The sequence below is a fragment of the Ectobacillus sp. OTK genome, assembly GCF_059698935.1.
The window spans coordinates 3,381,121-3,400,225 of the sequence record NZ_AP048547.1 but is presented as its reverse complement, the minus strand read 5'-3'; the positions used below and the strand labels follow the sequence as shown (position 1 = coordinate 3,400,225).

General features: G+C 38.4%; 18 protein-coding genes and 1 riboswitch. Of the genes, 11 read left to right on the top strand and 7 right to left on the bottom strand.

Annotated elements, in window-relative coordinates; genetic code table 11:
• Window positions 1–90: 90 nt before the first annotated feature.
• A riboswitch (cyclic di-GMP riboswitch) is annotated at window positions 91–179 on the top strand.
• 47 nt (window positions 180–226) lie between these two features.
• Entirely contained in the window at window positions 227–1,096 is an 870-nt protein-coding gene (locus AC6HZ4_RS16905) for an amidase (RefSeq protein WP_497490816.1), read from the top strand.
• Between the two features lie 276 nt (window positions 1,097–1,372).
• Here AC6HZ4_RS16905 and AC6HZ4_RS16900 read toward each other — a convergent pair whose 3' ends face one another.
• Together AC6HZ4_RS16900 and AC6HZ4_RS16895 are read right to left on the bottom strand one after the other, a co-directional pair.
• Window positions 1,373–1,768 (bottom strand): hypothetical protein, encoded by a 396-nt coding sequence (locus AC6HZ4_RS16900; RefSeq protein WP_497490815.1) that lies wholly within the window; start codon window positions 1,766–1,768, stop codon window positions 1,373–1,375.
• 381 nt (window positions 1,769–2,149) lie between these two features.
• The gene (locus AC6HZ4_RS16895; protein ID WP_497490814.1) at window positions 2,150–2,659 is read right to left on the bottom strand and encodes a DinB family protein; all 510 of its coding nucleotides are present in this window, start codon (window positions 2,657–2,659) and stop codon (window positions 2,150–2,152) included.
• Between the two features lie 395 nt (window positions 2,660–3,054).
• On the opposite strand from AC6HZ4_RS16895, the gene AC6HZ4_RS16890 reads away from it, so the two are divergent.
• From AC6HZ4_RS16890 to AC6HZ4_RS16880, 3 genes are read left to right on the top strand one after another with little or no spacing between them, the layout of a single operon-like run.
• On the top strand, window positions 3,055–4,695 hold the full coding sequence (locus AC6HZ4_RS16890) for a spore germination protein (RefSeq protein WP_497490813.1): 1,641 nt from the start codon (window positions 3,055–3,057) through the stop codon (window positions 4,693–4,695).
• On the top strand, window positions 4,685–5,893 hold the full coding sequence (locus AC6HZ4_RS16885) for a Ger(x)C family spore germination protein (RefSeq protein ID WP_497490811.1): 1,209 nt from the start codon (window positions 4,685–4,687) through the stop codon (window positions 5,891–5,893). The genes AC6HZ4_RS16890 and AC6HZ4_RS16885 overlap by 11 nt, the downstream gene beginning before the upstream one ends.
• Before the next feature lie 42 nt (window positions 5,894–5,935).
• Window positions 5,936–7,039 carry a GerAB/ArcD/ProY family transporter gene (locus tag AC6HZ4_RS16880; protein ID WP_497490810.1) on the top strand — a complete coding sequence of 368 codons (1,104 nt, stop codon included), beginning with the start codon at window positions 5,936–5,938 and terminating at the stop codon, window positions 7,037–7,039.
• On the opposite strand, the gene AC6HZ4_RS16875 is transcribed toward AC6HZ4_RS16880, so the two are convergent.
• The 4 genes from AC6HZ4_RS16875 to rpiB form a co-directional block, all read right to left on the bottom strand.
• Window positions 7,032–7,361: a YczF family membrane protein gene (locus AC6HZ4_RS16875; RefSeq protein WP_497490809.1), complete on the bottom strand. Its 330-nt coding sequence runs from the start codon at window positions 7,359–7,361 to the stop codon at window positions 7,032–7,034. The two genes, AC6HZ4_RS16880 and AC6HZ4_RS16875, sit on opposite strands and share 8 nt — an antisense overlap.
• A gap of 472 nt (window positions 7,362–7,833) precedes the next feature.
• A complete protein-coding gene (locus AC6HZ4_RS16870) occupies window positions 7,834–8,013 on the bottom strand; it encodes an H-type small acid-soluble spore protein (protein ID WP_497490808.1) in 180 nt (59 codons plus the stop codon).
• Between the two features lie 54 nt (window positions 8,014–8,067).
• Window positions 8,068–8,667: a spore coat protein gene (locus AC6HZ4_RS16865; RefSeq protein ID WP_497490807.1), complete on the bottom strand. Its 600-nt coding sequence runs from the start codon at window positions 8,665–8,667 to the stop codon at window positions 8,068–8,070.
• Between the two features lie 411 nt (window positions 8,668–9,078).
• Window positions 9,079–9,549, bottom strand: coding sequence for a ribose 5-phosphate isomerase B (rpiB, locus tag AC6HZ4_RS16860; RefSeq protein ID WP_497490806.1), 471 nt, complete (start codon window positions 9,547–9,549; stop codon window positions 9,079–9,081).
• Between the two features lie 613 nt (window positions 9,550–10,162).
• Here rpiB and AC6HZ4_RS16855 point away from each other — a divergent pair.
• The 6 genes from AC6HZ4_RS16855 (at window position 10,163) to AC6HZ4_RS16830 (ending at window position 17,686) form a co-directional block, all read left to right on the top strand.
• Window positions 10,163–10,609 carry a hypothetical protein gene (locus tag AC6HZ4_RS16855; protein ID WP_497490805.1) on the top strand — a complete coding sequence of 149 codons (447 nt, stop codon included), beginning with the start codon at window positions 10,163–10,165 and terminating at the stop codon, window positions 10,607–10,609.
• 526 nt (window positions 10,610–11,135) lie between these two features.
• Window positions 11,136–14,156, top strand: a complete 3,021-nt coding sequence (locus AC6HZ4_RS16850; RefSeq protein WP_497490804.1) for an efflux RND transporter permease subunit — start codon at window positions 11,136–11,138, stop codon at window positions 14,154–14,156.
• A 258-nt stretch (window positions 14,157–14,414) separates the two neighbouring features.
• The gene (locus AC6HZ4_RS16845) at window positions 14,415–14,606 is read left to right on the top strand and encodes a hypothetical protein (protein ID WP_497490803.1); all 192 of its coding nucleotides are present in this window, start codon (window positions 14,415–14,417) and stop codon (window positions 14,604–14,606) included.
• Between the two features lie 636 nt (window positions 14,607–15,242).
• Complete coding sequence (locus tag AC6HZ4_RS16840) at window positions 15,243–15,989, top strand: hypothetical protein (protein ID WP_497490801.1); 747 nt, start codon at window positions 15,243–15,245, stop codon at window positions 15,987–15,989.
• Window positions 15,990–17,154: 1,165 nt separating this feature from the next.
• Complete coding sequence (locus tag AC6HZ4_RS16835; protein WP_497490800.1) at window positions 17,155–17,325, top strand: hypothetical protein; 171 nt, start codon at window positions 17,155–17,157, stop codon at window positions 17,323–17,325.
• A gap of 76 nt (window positions 17,326–17,401) precedes the next feature.
• Window positions 17,402–17,686 (top strand): MerR family transcriptional regulator, encoded by a 285-nt coding sequence (locus AC6HZ4_RS16830; protein WP_497490799.1) that lies wholly within the window; start codon window positions 17,402–17,404, stop codon window positions 17,684–17,686.
• A gap of 197 nt (window positions 17,687–17,883) precedes the next feature.
• Here the strand turns inward: AC6HZ4_RS16830 and AC6HZ4_RS16825 are convergent, their stop codons facing one another.
• Complete coding sequence (locus AC6HZ4_RS16825) at window positions 17,884–18,051, bottom strand: hypothetical protein (protein WP_497490798.1); 168 nt, start codon at window positions 18,049–18,051, stop codon at window positions 17,884–17,886.
• 727 nt (window positions 18,052–18,778) lie between these two features.
• Here AC6HZ4_RS16825 and AC6HZ4_RS16820 point away from each other — a divergent pair.
• Window positions 18,779–19,030, top strand: a complete 252-nt coding sequence (locus tag AC6HZ4_RS16820) for a hypothetical protein (RefSeq protein ID WP_497490797.1) — start codon at window positions 18,779–18,781, stop codon at window positions 19,028–19,030.
• The last annotated feature ends 75 nt before the right edge of the window (window positions 19,031–19,105 follow it).

Sequence of the window (19,105 nt, the reverse complement as noted above, 5' to 3'; positions counted from 1 at the left end):
AGACTAATCCGTATAACGAAATATTTTGTTTGGTTAAAAAAGTAAATGGACGGAAATTCTTAAGGTGCCGTATAATAAAGATATAAAATAGTATGAAAAAGGCAAACTTCACCGAAAGGGAAGGACGCAAAGCCGTGAGCCTAACCGCTGTGAAAGCGTATGGTCGTCAGGTTGCCAGGTTCTCGTTCTGTGAGTCTTGGCTGAGAGAATGGAGGACCTTTTGGTAATGAAAAAAATTATAATGTCAATAATTCTGTTTTTTGTACTTATGGCCGCTCCCGGCAATTTAAGCGCAGAAGCTTCTGCGTCAGATCGGGCAACATGGCTCTGGAATCCGTGGATGATAGTTAGTGATGAAGCCGGTACAATCGCTTTCCTTGAAAGCAAACAGGTAAATAAAGTATACATGCAGATTGACCGAGACATTCCTCTGAAGGTATATCGCAGCTTTATTGGAAAAGCCTTTGCAAAGGGAATACGCATTTATGCGTTAGATGGATCGGATGAATGGGTTGCGCCGAAAGGATATATGATCCAAAATCAAATGATGAACTGGCTTGGCAGATATCAAAGCGGCTCAACGTCTGCCCAAAAATTTGCGGGTGTTCATTTGGATGTTGAACCTTATTTATATAGTGGTTGGACAACGAATCAAGCCGATACAATCAAATCGTATCAATCTTTGTTAACGAAGGCGAAAAGCAGTGCGGCTGCTTTAAATCTTCCGCTTGAAGTGGACATGCCTTTTTGGTTTGATGGAATTCCCTATAAAAATACGTATGGAAAAGGGATGCTTGCTGAATGGGTCATCGCAAAAACAGACGGTGTGACGGTTATGGCATATCGTGATTCAGCACTAATGATTATTGATATCGTCAAAAATGAAATGGCACTTGCTAAAAAATATAGAAAATCGATTGTAGTTGGCATTGAAACCGGGAATACTGCTGAAGGTGATACAATTTCCTTTTTTGAAGAAGGCGAATCATACATGAATCGGGAACTCACAGCGGTGAAAAACTACTATGCGAGCAATTCTGCTTTAAAAGGTATAGCTGTCCATCATGTTGGCAGTTGGATGACGATGAAGCGGTAAAATAAAAATAGACTGAGATTAGTAGATTAGCAGTACAGACCAAATCTTGCGGTAGGTACTGCTATTTTTTACACTTTAAGAAAGTATAAATTTCCAGCTTGAAGCTCATTCGACGTAACAGGAAATTTTAGGAACAAAGTGTAAGTGCAACTACGCCTCTGTCTTCGCCCAAGGGCAGGGCTCGCCAATAGGCGAGTGTTCTTTATCAAAAGGCTCTGTTATCATTTGGTGTTGATTTTTAGCTAAGGTAAAAGACCGTTTAGTCTTTCTATAACTTTATTTTTCTATTGCTAATCTGAATACTAAAAGCGCAAGCACACCTGTCGCTGGAGTCATTACTATTGTTTCCAAGCTAGAGATTGATACTAAATTGCCTATTGTATTAAGCACCATAAGTCCAAATATAATCCATGTACCGACATTCACAGCTCTTTGGAACTTTCCTTTGAAAATATAGCCTGCTTTTGTAGCGATAATTGAAATAAATAGTATTTGAATTACTATCGATATACTTTCGAAGATGATTACATCTGTCTCACTCTTTAATCGTCCTCCCCATACGAAATTATTCGGTATAATTTTGAGGAGTATCAGAACGTGCATCAAAAGTGCTATTGTATTAATGAGAATTATCATATTGCTCGCTAACCTAATACTAATTATTTTTTTCATTCCCGACCTCTTTTATTGAGATATTTTAGTTGAAAATCTACAACAAACATTAATAGAGCTTATCAAAAAATAGGCAGGAACAACACCTCATCAGTGGAGCGTAGCTTGATGCGGGTGCCCAAGTCTTTAATTATCATCACATCTTTCTAACGATCTAGATAAGGAATGTTTTTGATTGCTTTAGAACGAATCGTCGAGCAGAAATTCCTTTTTATCTAGTTTTATATATTTAAAAGAGACGCCTTTAATAGAGGTATTATAGTCGGCTTAATTGGGAAGTAAACTTAGATTTTTGTAAATATAAAAAAGCCGATTTTTCTTCTCAATATAGAAATAATCGGCTTTTACTAGTTACATGTTTAAAAAATATTAGATTTCTTTTTACACGACTTCAGGAGCCTCCATACCAATTTGGCTCCATTCCTCCTTAGCAGGACCGTATATGCCTGGAACGATTAAGTCTGCTTGGCGCATAAGAATCGTCATTTGGCCGCGGTGATGGATTTGATGATTGATGAGAATAGAAAGAGCCATTCCCTTTGACCAATCGAATTGTCCGAACATGTTACAGGTTTCTCGCAGTGTTTCATCTGTCCACTGTGTTTGAACCGCTTTGGATAAGGCTTGACTCGCTTGGCGATATGCATCCGCGATTTCCTTTGCAGTAGTAGGAAGAGCGGTATTGTGGGAAGGTGCGTCAAAGGTTAAGCCTGTTTGTCCCATAATGCTTTGAAGAGCTGTGACGATATGCCAAGCAAGGCCGCCTAAGGTGCGATCATTCGGTTTAACTGCTTGCTTTAGAGACTCATCAGTTAATACATCAAGCACTTTTTGTGTAGAAGAACTTTCGAACTCCCACGCCTGAACAAACCCATCAATAGATAGAAACATACATGAATCCTCCTAATGTAAATTAATTTATACAATTATATTGTACAACTTTAAGTAAATATTTTCCATACATTCTTTTGTTGTCACCTTTACATATTGAACGCATTCATATTTTCACCTTTGTTTATATTTGCTTTTTCGAAAAGTTTCCTTGCACAACTATATAGCTTAGAGGAATAGAACCATGTTTAAGAATTGCCGAAAAGCAATAAGGTCGTATTAAGAATCATTTACAAAAAGATATTCAAGAAACGAGAAGTTTCATGGTAAATCCATCTAAATATGCATTTTTATCTTAAATGTATCAAAAAATAGGAAATGATTATGCTACATAACTAGAGAATACATCGAACAAGTCTTTCAGTGATGCTATAAACTTGGAGTGTTATAAGAACATGAACAGTGTATGGAACCGACTAATAAAAAAGAAAAAAAGAGAGCAAATCCTTTATCATAAAGAAACAGAAATAAACCTAAACAAACAGGAAATTAGTCAACATTTAGGTGAAAATCTTAAAAGTGTTAGGGAAGCTTTAGGTAACAGCAGTGACTTAATCATTCGTGAATTTAAAATGGGAAAACCTTACCTGCATAACGTTGCCCTGCTTTATATAAATGGCTTAGCGGATAAGGAGATCATAGGCAGTTTTATCATAGAAAGACTGATGAGTGACGTTCATCTTGAAAGTGATGCTCCTCAGCAGGCAGGTATAACATTTTCATATATCAAAGAAAAAATATTGACAATTGGGGGAGTTGAGGACGTCAAGGATTGGAACAAGCTGTTCCTTTCCCTCTTATCCGGGCAAACTATTCTTCTGATTGATGGCTGGGATCGAGCAGTTGCCTGTTCTGCACAAGGTGGAGAGTTGAGAGCGATTACAGAACCTACGATAGAACCTGCTGTCCGGGGTCCTAAAGAAAGTTTTGTTGAGGCACTTATTACCAATACAGCCATGGTTCGTCGCAGAATTAAAAGCCCTAATCTATGGGTTGAAACAATGAAACTAGGGAACATCACACAAACAGATGTAGCCATTATGTACGTAAAAGGGATTGTCAATGACAAGCTTCTTAATGAAGTCAAAGAGCGGATGGGTAAAATAGAAGTAGATGAAGTTTTCGGTTCCAATACAATTGAAGAATGGATTAATGACGACACATGGACACTTTGGCCAACCATCTTTACAACGGAACGTCCGGATGTTGTGGTCGGGCATTTAATGGAAGGGCGTGTTGCTATTTTTGTTGATGGGACACCGATTCCTTTAATTTTACCAGCGACATGGATTGCATTTTTTCAAACGGCTGAAGATTATTATTTGCGTTGGAATATGGCCAGTTTTTTGAGATGCCTAAGAATTACTGCATTCTTAATCACTCTTCTTGGACCGTCCCTTTTTATTGCGTTTATTTCGTTTCACCCGGAATTGATTCCAACGGCTTTATTAATTAGCCTGTCAGCACAGCGGCATGGGATTCCATTTCCGGTATTTATAGAGGCTTTGCTAATGGAATTGACATTTGAATTTTTGCGGGAAGCCGGTGTTCGGATGCCGCGTCCGATTGGGCAGGCTGTTTCAATCGTTGGCGCACTTGTATTGGGACAAGCAGCTGTTCAGGCAGGAATTGTTTCAAGTGCAATGGTAATTGTGGTAGCAGGGACGGCAATCGCCAGTTTTACCATACCCCATGTTTCGATGACGGATGCGACACGTTTATTTCGACTTATCATGATGATATTGGCAGCTTCTTTCGGGCTTTACGGAATTGGACTCGGGGTCATTGTTTTAGTCGCACACACTTGCAGCGTTCGCTCTTTTGGTATTCCTTATTTAGCCCCCTTTGCTCCGCTCATTATTTCGGATTGGAAAGATACCATCATTCGTTTCCCAAAACCGTTTTTGTCAAAACGTCCCCGATTGGTGAACCAAACGAAAATAAAGAGAGCAGGTAATACTCAAAATCTGGGTCCGTCACCGAGAGAAGGTCAAATAAAGGATAACGAATCGAAGAGGGATTCTAATGAAACATAAACTATTCAGCATTCTCTTTATAATTTTATCTACCGTATTACTGTCCGGATGTTGGGATCGTGCTGAATTACAAGATATTGACATAGTAAGTGCTATCGGCATTGATGACGGAGGTGATAATTTGAAAAACAGATATCGCGTTACAGTACAAATTATAAATGAAGGACAAATAGCAAGTGCGGCAGGGCAGGGAGGGAAAGCAGGAGTGGCTCCTGTTACGACCTATTCGGCTACAGGGAGCACCGTTGCAGAGGCACTCCGAAAAATTGCGCCAAAGTCACCCCAGGAACTTTTTTTTCCACATGTCCAATTAATGGTGATTGGTGAGGAGCTAGCGAGAAAAAAAGGGATTCAAGATTTGTTTGATTGGCTTGAACGTGACTCACAATTTCGTACACTTTTTCCGATTCTAATCGTCAGAAATAATACAGCAAGAACTCTTCTCCAAATCGCGACTCCTTTAGAGGACGTCCCTTCTGTCAAAATTGTTAGTGGACTGGAATCCACTAAAAAAATCTGGGGAGAGTATGCAAGTACCCGTGCTGATCAAGTCATTCAACAATTAAGCAGAGAAGGGGCAAATTTAACAGGTATTCATATTACCGGAAACCCGGAAAAGGGCAACAGTTTGAAAAACGTTCAACAAATATCCCCAAAGACAGATATCGAAATAAGAGGACTTGCTATTTTTAAAAAGGGTAAACTCAAAAAATGGTTGGATGAAGATGCTGCCCGTGGTGTTACATGGGTCAATAATGAGTTGAAAAAAACCATTGTAGACCTTAATTGTGAAAAGCAAAAAAAGGGGATTGCAGTGGACGTTGTGCGCTCCAAAACAAGAATTAAAGTGGAAATAAAGAACAAAAAACCCGTTATTCAGATCATGGTTCGACCGGAAGGTCACATCTCAGAAGTTCATTGTCCAATCGATCTCGATAAACACGAACTCATTGAAAAACTTGAAAAACAAATGGGGAAGGAAATAAAAGAGGAAGTGATGATGGCCGTAAAAGATGCCAAAGAACAAAAAAGCGATATTTTCCGTTTTAGCGAATATATCAACCGCGAGGACCAAAAAGTGTGGAAGGAGATCAAGAAAAAATGGGATGATGAAATCTTTCCCAAGACAGAAGTCACCGTAAACGTACAAGCGTTTATTCGACGGTCAGGATTGCGGACAAAACCATATATAAAATAAGGGGGCAAAGTCAAGTAAAGTAAAGAAGGGGGATTCCAGACGATGGAGAAAGCCAAAATTAGTGTCATCCAACTATTTTCCATGATGTTTCTATTTGAACTTGGAAGTGCAGTGGTCGTAAGTTTTGGAATAGGTGCTAAAAAAGACGCATGGCTTGCAATTCTTTTAGGATTGTGTGGTGGAATTGCCTTGTTTTTCATTTACTACTCTGTATTTCGTCAATATCCTGATCTGCCGCTTACCGGATATGCTAGGAAAATATTCGGTAAATACCTCGGATGGGGAATTGGTGTATTATACACTGTATATTTATTGTACGCTGCTTCCCGAAATCTACGTGATTTCGGGGATATCCTGGTTGCGTCAACAATGCGAAAAACACCGTTATTGGCGGTCAATATCTTAATGATTCTTGCCATTTGTTATGTGCTTTATCTAGGAATTGAAGTATTGGGAAGAACAGCAGAAGTATTTATTATCGTTATAATCTTTTTTGGATTGATAGGAAGTCTTTTAACATGGATTTCAGGTAATGTCCATCTCCCTAATTTGCAGCCGTTTCTTGAAAATGGATGGAAACCAATCTTAACGACAGCATTTCCGATGACTACTTTTTTCCCTTTCGGAGAAATATTTGCCTTTAGCATGTTGATTCCTTATCTAAATCGACCTGAATTAACTAAAAAAGTCTGGCTTTCCGCCGTGGTTTCAAGTGGTCTTATCTTAACTTACATAACCAGTTTAAATATCGCTGTTCTTGGTGCTGAAGAAGTGGAGAGAGCTACTTTTCCATTGTTATCAACAGTCGGAAAGGTCAACCTTTTCGAGTTTATACAACGGCTTGATGCTATTGCCGTCTTGACTTTTTTGTTCACTACGTTTTTCAAAGTGTCCATTTATTTTTATAGTGCAGTCATAGGAATGGTCGATTTATTCAAGTTAAAAAATCATCAACAAGTTATTTTACCGATTGGAATTATTATTATATTTTTAGCAATGACTATCGCTTCAAATTTTGCAGAACATATTGAAGAAGGTTTAATCATTGCACCTTATTATCTTCACAGTATTTTTCTTTTGATTATTCCATTATTAATGTCGATTGTTACCATCATTCGCAGCCGTTTCAAAAATAAAGCTAACTAGAACCGTTTTGTTTGTTAGCTTTATTTTTTATGATAATCACAATTTGTTGAGCAATTGTAAGTAACAAAAGAAATGCTAACATCACATATTCTCCACTTTCTATTACCCAAAATGGGTTGAGTAAATGTAATAATGCGTGAGAAAGCGTAAAGCCTAAAAGAAGGTCCATTAATACATTAAGTGAAATGGCTAATAAAAGAATCAATACAAATACTCCTAACACTTTCATGGATTCTTTCTCCTTATTTATCATGAGGTAAATATAGTATTTATCACAAGGGAATCTTTTAATAAAAAATCTGTATGAACGAAATTGCTTCAAAAAGTGGTTCCTCCTAGATCACGAACGAATGAAGGTTCAGGCTATCGGAGAGTAACTCGTTAAGGAACAAAGGAGGACTGTAAATGTGCGAAAGAAAAAGTTATGGTAGCTAAGATAACTGATGAAGCAGTAGAGAAGATGACTGAAGACGATATTCTTGTTACTGTGAGCATAAACAAGGATATGAGACTGGCAATAGAAAAGTGTCTGCTTTTATAAGAGGGTGTTTCAATAAGTCCTAATTTTAGTGTAAAGACAGCAATAATATGTATACAAAATAAGGCTTTGTTGTATGGCAGCGATGCTTACGTTTGCTGCTATGAATTTAAAGAAACCTGCAAGCTGGACATGGAAGAAACCAGCTCCAGCTTGCATTTGAAAGATGCATGACAGCCCCCTATTCAAATTGAAAATTTGAATAGGGGGTTGTTGATAATCTAAAAGGCACTTTGACATCCGCGCCTTCTTTGTTTTATCGTTCTTCCAAAGCATCAATGGAAACGAGCCGTCTTTCATCATGTGCTCCTCTCGCCTGGACAGTTGCCATGCTGGAAGTTCCATCAACGCTTTCGATCCAAACAGGAATACCATGATAATGTACAGCTACTTCTTCTGGAGAAGAAAGAATTTCTTTGACACGATTTAATTCCATGTGATCACCTTATGCACTAGCATCCCTTCATCGCTTTCCTTTTTACTTATATTACTATTGTAGATTGTACCCTGTATTCATATTCATAGTATTGTTCATATTCATTGTCGTGTTCATCGGCTGAAACATCCCTGTCATTTGTGCTGCTTGTGCACTGCTAAATATCGGAGGTTGGTAGTAACCGTTTTGGTTCATCCAATTCCAAATTTCATATGCCATTTCCTGGCATAGATTTGCCCCATTCACATGATACATGCGAAGCTGCGGATCCACGCATTCATTCGCCCATTGCATCCCCATGACGGCGCCGGATTTATGCGTGTTTAATGCCAAAGTTGCGATTGTTTGATCGGAAAGAGTTTGTGTATTTGCCATTGGTGCTGACATTGTTGTTTGTTGGTGCATGCCTAGGTTAGCATTTTGCTGCATATTAAAGAAAGCTGGAGTTTGATGCGTTAACTGTGCCCCTTTCCCTTGCATGAGATTAATGCCTTGTTGATATGCGTTAATCATCTGTTGCTGGTGTCTCATTAAAATGCCTTTTAAGCGCTGGTCACTACATTGGTTTGCAAATACTCCGTGTTGTTCGATTTCGGCTGCTTTTGTTCTCAATGCTTCAGATGTTTCTAAAAGTTCATGAGCTGCAAAATTCATTTTTCTGCCTCCAAATATGTATTGGGAATGACCCAAAAAGTATTGTTTACCGAAATAAGAAATACATACATAAGAGTATTTGCTTTACCTATAGTTTCACTCGACGGGAGAAAAGCAGTTTTTACGGGTATTCTTCTAACTCACTAGAATGTTTAGAAGATGAATTTGAAATTAAGAAGGGATTGAAGTGCTTTTGACTACATTGATTTCATTTTCTTCATTTGGAAACAAAAAGCTTGAAAGGGAAACGGAATTATTTCCAATTTCCCTTTCAAGCTTTAATTTACAAGATAACAAACCTTTGGTTCCTCAAACTGCTCCCATCGCCAGAATAGTCTCTGCCAAAAAAAGTGTCCTATGCGCTGGAAAAGCATTTTTTGCAGAACCAAAGGCAGAGAGCGTCCGCTTTGCTTATATTTCAGATAATTTTTTTAAATGCTTTTCCGCTATTTCGTTTACTTTTTTTACACGTCTCTCATATTTTTCAATCCCGCTAAAGAAATCCGTTTTCATCCATACTTCTACGATTTCAATAGCCAACGCTGAACCGATTATTTTTCCTCCAATGCATAGAACATTACTATCCGTATGCTCGCGCGCTAAACGGGCGCAAAACGGATCCTGACAAACAACTGCATTTAAACCGTATATTTTATTTGCAATGAGGGCACTGCCATAACCAACGCCATCAATGAAAATGCCGCGGTCAGCTTCTCCTTTTGCCACCGCCAATGATGCAGGATAAATATAATCCGGTAAATCGCAGGCTTCTGTACTATTTGTTCCAAAATCTAATACTTCATGTCCTTGTTGCTGCAGTAATTCCTTTACTTCTTCTTTCAAAGCAACCCCAGCATGGTCACTTGCCATAGCAATCTTCATGTTATGTACCCTCCAAACATTTTTTAAGACTCCATTATCGTATCACCTATCATGAATGTTTTCTATAGCGGGCATGTCGTAAGATTTATCATTTTATCTTAAATTTATGCATATATTAACAGATTCTCTACATCTCATTTATCATTTTCCGACAGAAGACCCACTTCAAGCGTGTAATGGGCGTAGCCCAGTGGTAAGTGGGGCAAAAAATATGCAGGATTTTATGCAAAAAATAGGGAGGCTTGTCAAAGGATCGGGAGACCGAAAGCCGCGCCGCTAGGAAATTGCATAAAATCCTGCATACGTGATAAATTCGGATATTACGAGAAACCCAGTATTGGCGCGGAATCCATAGGGAATCCCATTTCCGATAATGCGCGATTATGTTAACTGGTTTTGTATAGAGTATATACATCAACTTTTAAGAATCACACTAATTATCTTATAGATGATTCAGGGGATTGAGGGGGAAATCGGACCCACTTTCACCATTATTCCAGTTTCCATCAAATCTGCTTATATCATCATTAAAATTTGAATTTTCCTTGCCTTATAAGTTAACATGGCCCAAGCTGGGAGAATACTCTAATGTAAAGAGAGGAGAGATATTTTCGTGAATAACCAGATGCCAATGCCTTCACAAGTTCAGGGGGCTTTTCAACCTAACATTCTAGGACCTCAGCAAGTTCAAGGAGTTTATCAGCCTATGGACAGCGATATAAAAACGCTATGTCAGCAGTATATGAGCTATCATGTTATAGGACAAATGAGCGACGGGTCACAGATGGAGGGAATTATCGCAGGTGCTGATGAGGACGGCGTAACCATGTTAGTTCCTGAAGATGTTGATGCAGGACAAGTAACAAGACAATATGGATATGATGATGGTTATAATGATTATGATGATTATGGACGTCCTCGCAGGAGAAGATATCGACGCTACCGTCAACGCCGTTTCCCATATCGTTTCTTTAGAAGATTATTCCGTTACCCATATTACTATCCTTACTATCCTTACTATCCTTACTACCCTTGGTATGGTTACGGTGGTGGGTATTAGTAAAAGTCATCTTAATAGGGTTAAAAAGGGCAGCTTCGTGTTGCCTTTTTGGTCTTTTAAAATGAAATGAATATACATATTATGAAGAATTGATTCGTGATAATACTACAAAGATTTTAGATGCGCACTATAATGCTCATGAGGTGGAGAACGTTATCAATAAATATGTGTTAGAACAAGACGGTATATATGAGTACGTATATCCGTTTTATGCTGCTTTAATATATTGGACTCCAGTACATATATGACATATAGGAAGAACAAAAAGGCCTCAGGGTGAACTGCCCCCCAATAGTTAGAATCCCCACCTTCGACCAACGGAAGTCCCCTTGTGGGAAAGGAGCGTTAGCAAGTAGGTGTTGGGGGGAATGGATAGTAAAGTAACCTCCCTTTTAGAACTAATATGTAATAGAATATTAAACCATTATATGAAAAAATTACAAATAAACCATTTTCTTTACAATGATTAGATGTTACTATTACTAGTGTTGGAAATTTCACATGAGTTGAAAAGGGGGTTATTTGTATGTCTTGGTTTACTAAATGGGCTTTTCAAAACAAAGCTGCTGTTTCCATCATGTCCATTCTTACCTTGCTAATGGGGATTGTCAGCTATTTGACCCTTCCGATGGAGCTTCTGCCTCCAATTGATCAGCCGCAAATTTCGGTTGTTGTAATGGGGCAAGGGGTGGACTCTGCCACAATGGAGAATCAAGTGACAAAACCAATTGAAACGGCAGTTGCAACGGTAAGCCGGAAACGAAATATCTTTTCAACAACGGGGGATGGTTATTCTAAAATAGACATTTTTTTCGAGCCGAAAACAGATAAAAAGAATGCTAAGCAGGAAATTCAAGATGCGCTCAGCACCGTCACGCTTCCCTCTAATGTCTCCAAGCCAAACATCGTGCAGCTCAATACATCAATGGTTCCCATTGCCGATGTTGCGGTTACCTTTGAGGATGGTCTGACTCCAAGCAATATCGAGTTCGCAAAAGAAAAAATTGCGCCTTACTTTAAGGATATTAAAGGCGTTGCTAATATTCAGACGTTCGGAACAACGGATTCCTTCATTTCTATTCAAGTAAAGAACAAAGAAATGAAGGAAAAACAGGTTTCCTTAGAAAGTATTATGACCGTGCTGCAGGGACAAAACATGGCTGCTTCTATTGGTGAAAAAACGATTGACGGAAAAGCAGGCAATCTGAAGGTGGTCGGCGATGTTAACAAAATTGAAGATTTAAAAAGGCTAACAGTTGCACCAAACACATCTCTTTCTGACGTTGCTTCTATTGAATTAAAGAAAGCAGAAAATACGTTAACCCACATCGATGGGAAGGATGGCCTTCTTTTCATTGTAACGAAGGACAGTCATTCTAATGCTGTTTCCATCAGCAGGGAAGTTAAGAAAGCAACTGAGGAAATTAACGATAAGTATAATAATGTAAAGGCAAATGTTATTCTGGCAACGGCTGATATGGTGGAGAATTCCGTCAACAGCATGATGAAGGAAGTACTGCTTGGGGCTTTGTTTGCCACCATTGTTATTATGATATTTTTACGCAATATCCGTTCTACCTTTATCACAATTGTCTCTATCCCGCTATCCTTATGTTTAACGCTGTTCTTGCTTGCTAAGTCAGGCATTACTCTAAATATACTGACACTGGGCGGCATTGCTGTAGCGGTGGGACGGCTAGTAGACGACAGCATCGTTGTCATTGAAAACATTTTCCAGCGGGCGCAGCACGAAAAGGTTACCCCGAAGCTTATAATGGATGCAACGAAGGAGGTTGGCGCAGCCATTACCTCTTCTACGTTAACGACAGTTGCCGTCTTTTTGCCGATTGGTCTTGTCAACGGAGATTTGCAGGACTTAGTGCTGCCGTTTGCACTAACGATTACGTATTCCTTACTTACGTCTCTCATCGTTGCATTGACTGTTGTTCCGCTTATGAGTGCCGGGCTTTTGAAGAACACAAAACTAAAAGAGCATAAACCAGCAGTTAAATTCAAAAGGCTGCTGAGCTGGTCGCTCAATCATAAATGGATTATACTTTTAATTTCATTTGTTATGTTCGCTGGTTCCGTCGGTGCTTACTTTGTGATGCCTAAAGGAACCATTAACAGATCGACTGTTGATTTCCTGCAGGTAACGTTAGACTATCCGAATGATACGCCTATTGAAACTGTGAAAGACAATACGAAGAAGCTAGAAAAGTTTTTGCTAGATCAAGATGATGTGAAGTACTTATTTACACAGCTTGGCAACAGTGCGGATGCTGCCAAATATGGTGAAATTGGCTCTCCGACAAAAGCAAGCTATATGCTGATTTTAAAAAAGGATATCGATTCTGAAGCCCTCACGAAGAAAATTGAGGCGCAAAAGGGAAGCTACTCCGGTGCTAAGCTGACAGCGGGAGCAGGTTCCTTGACAGGAAGCGGCGGGCCGCAAATTACAGTTGATGTCGTCGGTGAAAGGCTAAGCGACCTAGAAGCTGCTGCTAAGGATATTAAGGATAAAATAGTTAATCTAAAAGGCGTAGAGTCTGTTGAAACAAACCAGGAGGAGAAGAAAACGGTATACTCCTTTGTGGTTGACCCATCCAAAGCAAAGGCTGAGCAAGTCGCACAACAGCTGGCTGTAATGTTCAACAGAATGCCAATTGGAACGATTGCAGTCGATGATCAACAAATACCTGTTCTTATAGAGCCGATTTTAGATCCGAAGAAAGAATCGGATTTGAAAGATATTAATCTTGTAACTCCGGCCGGAACCATTCCTGTTTCAGAAATTGCCACTTTAAAAAAGGAAGAGCAGCCAACGAATGTGTTTCATAAGGATGGAGATTCCTATATTCGTGTGACAGCAACGGTAGAGGCTGATCAACTATCCGTTATTTCTAAAGAAATCAATAAAGCATTGTTTGGAGAAAATGGTAAGAACGGCATGAGTTTTCCAGAAGGCGTCAAAATATTTGTCGGCGGCGCAAGTGCGCAACAAGCTGACGATTTCACAGATTTGTTCATGACAATGCTTGCTTCTATCGGTATTGTGTTTTTGATCATGGTCATCACATTTAAAACGCTGCGTGCTCCTATTGCCATCTTATTCTCTTTGCCGCTTGCGGCTATCGGAGCTATTTTAGGATTGTTAATCAGCCGCATCGCGGTAGACCCAACTGCGCTGCTGGGAGCATTAATGCTTATTGGAGTTGTTGTAACAAACGCCATTGTACTGCTTGATCGGGTGAAGAAAAATGAAGCTGCGATGACGATTCGCGACGCGCTTCTTGATGCTGCTGCAACACGTATGCGTCCGATCCTCATGACTGCGGTTGCTACCATTTGTGCTATGCTGCCGCTATTATTTAAGAAATCGGAAACAGGCAGCCTTGTGTCCGCAAACCTTGCCGTTGTTGTGATCGGCGGATTGAGTGTGGCGACGTTGTTAACGCTGGTTGTCATTCCGGTTGTGTATGAATTGCTTCATTTCAAAAAGGCGAAGCAGCAGCGCTTGCAGCAGGAAACAGACGCAGCATTATAAAATAGAGGAAAGCCCCTTACTTACAGGGCTTTCCTCTATTTTTATAACAATCCACGTTTTTTTCTCTATTGGTTTTTTAGCTGATTCTTTTTGCATCAGAACCGAATTTCCTTATGTCCAATCGATTCCTGTCTTTCGTTTTGTTTGGTTATATTTTTTTCTTGATTACATAATAGAGAAAAATTACATTATTTATGAAATTCCCCTTTCACTTTTTGTATAATTCTGTTACAATCACTCGCAACAGGAGGTGTTAACATGTCTATTAACTTAACGGAATTACTAGGTGCTCCATATGATAATCTAATTGAAGCGAAAGTAGATAAAAGTCCGAGCGAGATCGTGATTACGGACAACAATGGCGAAATGTATTACATTGTGACGCCTGAAGTATACGAAAATGAGTTAAAACAATTTGGTTATGAAATCGTAGTGTCTGACGGAGAATAATTTTTCTCCGTTTTTTTTGCCCAGAAGACTCTGTTTTTCTGATGTTAATGCTATTACCTTTTGGTTTTGAAGTGTGATATTACGTTGATTAGATTCTAATAGCTGGTTGTTTCTCTCTAAGTTAAAAAAGGAAGCTAGTATAGGAGGCTTCCTTTTCTTTATTTTTAACGCAGCGCCCTTGTGTAAGCATTTTATGTAAGAGAAGCATTTAGCATGAGAAGGGATTATTTATTTGAATTCCCCCCCAGTTACTCACTATGTTCGCCCGACGTGGAGGATTCCTAAGTACAGAAACCTTTCAGTTTCTAATTGATTAGGCTGCGCCCTTCACACGGTTGAAGGGTACTTTTTCGGTCAAATCTGATAGAAGAGATACAATTGAGTTAGGTTTAAAGATAGGTTAAGTTATTTAATTTCAATTACCATAATGATAACAAAGGTTACATTTAGATAACAAAACATTTACAAAGCTTTCCGTTCTTGGCTAATACCCTTAATATGTAAAAAAAGGGGCTTTGAGGTTCTTGTAGGGTTGCATAAAATAAAATTCCATATTGTACGTTTTGAAATACGTAACTTTAGCGAAGTCATTGATGTATATCTTTACACCAATACCTGAAACTAGGGGGGCAATACATGCAGCATATATCGGTACTATCCAAAAAAGTAAACGTATTTATTTCCGGTGTGGTATTATCTACTGGATTATATGGAGGTGCTATACCTAGTGACAAGTTCAGTGATGAAGTTTCTGTGCAATTAGCCGCAACCCAAGAAACAGCTGTACACAAGCATCAGGCTCCGGACAAATTTTTCATTACAAATGTTGTAGAACCGGATGCTCACGTAAGGGAAGTCATAATGAAAGTCCTAACTAGGACAGATATCAAGCCTAGGCTGGATAATGAAGGAGGAGTATATGGAAATTTATTTGCAAGACAGCCTCAACTAGTTGACGTTATACTAAAGGCTGCGGAAGCATTCCGTATTCATCCCTATTTCCTAACAGCGGTTTTAATGCAGGAGAGCGGCAACGGTACTTCCTACTCTTTATATGAACGAAATAATACATCAGGTATGAGGTGTATGAGTCCTAATTCTCTTCGTGCAATGAAGCAACTATATCCTGACTACGGGGAGGTAGGATGCGAGCGAACGCCAAATCATGGGGAATATGCGACGTTTGCCTCTATTGAGGACTGTATTATGTATACGGCCTGGTTATTTCAAAATGTATATGCAGCCCAGGGGCTTCTTACGGTTGAAGAAATTGGAGAAGTGTACGCTCCTATTGGTGATAAGGGAGATCCTGAAGGGTTTAATGAGGAATGGACTGTTGGCGTAAAATCGAAATTAATACAAATGGGTATTCAAAATCTTTAATTACATATATATATTGATGCAAGATCTTTAAGAGCAGGGTAATGCATTGCTAAACTTTAGATGTACATTGTTTGTGCTCATCGAGTTATGTTTTTACATATTTTGACATGGTTTATTAGTTGGCATGGGTGAAAGTAAATCTGTTTAAATTTGCTTAGGTGCTTTTTAATCCTGAAATGGTTGATTCACTGTCATATGTTAATTCCTCCTTGTAAAAAGTGTTTCAAAATATAGAATGCTAGGTTGTTCCTGAGTTTTATTTTCCGAATTTTTTGATTTTAAATGATGCGTTAGTATTAATATACATTCCAAAATATTGACTAGATATCAGTAGTTTTAGATTCTTTGAAAAAATACAGTTATCGCATGTAGGTAATACATATGAAGTAAGTAGGTAGTCAGCAGAGTAAAGGTAAGATTTTAAAATTGAGCTGGAAAGACATAAATTATGTAAGCGTTTTTATAATTAGGTTTAGGAACTAGACCTGCTTTATAATTTGAATAGTTATGTAAATAAAGTGATAGGGACAAAGCAAATTCATATAACAATGGAGAAAAGGGGTAATTTCACCGAGGGGTGAAATTGCCCCTTTTTGATTATATACATGACTTTGAGATCCAATTAATCGTGGAAGTAAATGGGGTATACCTAGGTTTTTATAAATCTATAAATATCCTGAAGTTACATTGAATGTTATATATAGTTGGGGAGATTGGTTATTCCAGGAAAGTTTTTTATCATATTTTTGTAGATTTGTCACGGAATGTTCATAAAACTGTCATAAATAGAATTCCCGTTTCGACATACATATGTATTCTGCTTGCCATATACTTATCCATGTTAGTTGTTGTGTGAGGAAATGTTACACAAAGAAGCTGGGATGAAGGATAAGGAAAAATCCGGTTATCATTTGTTTTCTAGTTCTAAGCCGCATTAAGAGATAAGGATCAAAATATGCTCTTTAGTAATAACTAATAAGGGAAGCGTTAATTAGGGGAGTTTGCTGCTTCGCTTACAGATCCAAGGAAGTGAATTTCATCATTGCCCTACAAAATACTGAGTTTGTAATCTCTATGATTATATTTCACAAGCTTATTTCATAAGGATTGTTTTATATACTTAATTTAATTGCCTCGTTACATTAAATAAAAAGGGGAGAAAATAATGGTGCATTGTATTTTAAAGTATTATTTTTTTACGGAAATTGAGCGGCTCAGGATTGAAGATGCCATATTAACTTGCAGCGCAGAACAGGAGGATCTTATTTTTAGCTTAGATGACTGTGAAATTATGGAGTTATACAACGAATGTATAAAAGGGGGATTTAGTATTTAACAGACTGTTCTTTTTTAGAACAAAGCTATAAGTATTGGAAAAGAAAAATATTTTGATGTAAGGGAAGTGAGTAATAATGTCAATGCAAGCTATATCCTATAAAGATAAAAAAGTGATTTCAATTGGTGACGTCAGTAAAATAACAGGGATAACTCAACGGCAAATCCGCTATTACGAAGAAAGAGAATTAATCTTTCCAAAACGTACAGAAAAGGGAACAAGAAAATACTCGTTTGGTGATATAGAAAAATTAATGGATATTATCGAAAAAAGAGAAGATGGTGTCCAAACTTTTGAAATTAGAGAAGATATGTTGAAAAAGGAAAGGCAGTTAAAAGGAAAGAAGTTTAAAGCTGTATGACGCACGAACGAGAAAATATCAGATTCGATATCTCAAAGGTATCTTCATAATCTGATTTTGGGTTCTGGTACGGATTATCAAACGCACTTTCGAAAGAAGTCCCCTTCCTTTGTTCGAAGGAAGCGCCCTTGTGGTGCAGCCCGGCGGCAGGGAGGGGATGAATTTTTACAAGCACCCGCTTCAAAATTCGGTAGAGTTTAAGTGGGAGGAGTTGATTCCGGCTCCTTTTTTTCATCGACTTCATTTGTAGTACCATTATATTCCCAGCCATTACTTTCTACCCACCATACGAATAACTCCCAAAACTCATCATGGGATATGTTGACATCGGTAACGACACCGTTGATAGCGATATTTTTTTTCAATTCTACCACCTCACTGATTAATAATTCGTTTAGAAAGCGATATACTCCTTTAACGATATTACGAAAGAATTCTCCTTCCTTCGACTAAGAGAAGCGGTCGTGTGATGAATCCTGGCGGTTGATGGGGATGTTCATTATTTAGAATCCAGGATTTTATCTGCGCTGTAATCATAGAGGGTTAGGAAGGTGGAAAGACTTCAAAGTTTTCTTACTCTTTAAGAGAGTATAAATTTCCAGCTAGAGGCTGATTCGACGTAGTGAGGAATTTTAAGAATAAAGTGCAACTACGCCTCTATCTTCGCCTAACGGCTTGCCAATCGGCGAGTTTTCTTTAAAGAAGTAAGAAGACCCTATTTCCGTTGCTGCGTCATTAACTGACCTGAGGAACTAGTCGAGAAGCAAAATAAAAAGCATCCACCTAAAGCCGACCAAAGCAAATAGGGTAGATGCTAATAGTTATGAGAGTATAGGAGCCCTCATGCGAATATTGTAACAAAAGTATGAGGGTAATGTAAGTGTTTATGTAAATGCATAAAAAGATTATTAAATGGGAAGCTCTTATAAATAGGCTCCGCATGAATCTCGCGTTGTAAGCCTGTCAGAACGAAGAAGAGTGCTTGTACTTTTTTAGTATGATAAAGAGATATTCTCTGGTATTTATTGTTTCTGTACTTTAATTCATTTATGATAAGGGTAACAATTGTTTAGCAGTAAGGATCGTGAGAATATGAGAAAAGAGATTGAGACGATTTACGACGAGGTATACGATATGGTCGACCAGTACTTAGAGAAAGCAAGAGAGCTTCGGCAGTCAGATTTAGAGAATGCAGTCGAGGAGGAAAAAGCATTGCGTATGGAGTTCGCATTGCAAACTGCCAAGGATGTACTAGAAAATCTGATAGTGCCAGGGAAGAAACTCACTTTCATTTATGAAAAAGGATCAGTGGCCTTAGAGATTTTTGAAGATAAAAAAGCTTAATGTAATATGTAATACTGAATCTAAGATAATTAAAGAAATATAAGTATTACTACACGACAACCTATGTTGTTTAAC

Coding starts and splice junctions, on each gene's coding strand:
- AC6HZ4_RS16895 (WP_497490814.1), bottom strand. CDS start 2,659: ATGTTTCTATCTATTGATGGGTTTGTTCAGGCGTGGGAGTTCGAAAGT.
- AC6HZ4_RS16865 (WP_497490807.1), bottom strand. CDS start 8,667: ATGAATTTTGCAGCTCATGAACTTTTAGAAACATCTGAAGCATTGAGA.
- AC6HZ4_RS16830 (WP_497490799.1), top strand. CDS start 17,402: ATGTCAATGCAAGCTATATCCTATAAAGATAAAAAAGTGATTTCAATT.
- AC6HZ4_RS16885 (WP_497490811.1), top strand. CDS start 4,685: ATGAAACATAAACTATTCAGCATTCTCTTTATAATTTTATCTACCGTA.
- AC6HZ4_RS16905 (WP_497490816.1), top strand. CDS start 227: ATGAAAAAAATTATAATGTCAATAATTCTGTTTTTTGTACTTATGGCC.
- AC6HZ4_RS16850 (WP_497490804.1), top strand. CDS start 11,136: ATGTCTTGGTTTACTAAATGGGCTTTTCAAAACAAAGCTGCTGTTTCC.
- AC6HZ4_RS16880 (WP_497490810.1), top strand. CDS start 5,936: ATGGAGAAAGCCAAAATTAGTGTCATCCAACTATTTTCCATGATGTTT.
- rpiB (WP_497490806.1), bottom strand. CDS start 9,549: ATGAAGATTGCTATGGCAAGTGACCATGCTGGGGTTGCTTTGAAAGAA.
- AC6HZ4_RS16845 (WP_497490803.1), top strand. CDS start 14,415: ATGTCTATTAACTTAACGGAATTACTAGGTGCTCCATATGATAATCTA.
- AC6HZ4_RS16840 (WP_497490801.1), top strand. CDS start 15,243: ATGCAGCATATATCGGTACTATCCAAAAAAGTAAACGTATTTATTTCC.
- AC6HZ4_RS16870 (WP_497490808.1), bottom strand. CDS start 8,013: ATGGAATTAAATCGTGTCAAAGAAATTCTTTCTTCTCCAGAAGAAGTA.
- AC6HZ4_RS16835 (WP_497490800.1), top strand. CDS start 17,155: ATGGTGCATTGTATTTTAAAGTATTATTTTTTTACGGAAATTGAGCGG.
- AC6HZ4_RS16900 (WP_497490815.1), bottom strand. CDS start 1,768: ATGAAAAAAATAATTAGTATTAGGTTAGCGAGCAATATGATAATTCTC.
- AC6HZ4_RS16820 (WP_497490797.1), top strand. CDS start 18,779: ATGAGAAAAGAGATTGAGACGATTTACGACGAGGTATACGATATGGTC.
- AC6HZ4_RS16890 (WP_497490813.1), top strand. CDS start 3,055: ATGAACAGTGTATGGAACCGACTAATAAAAAAGAAAAAAAGAGAGCAA.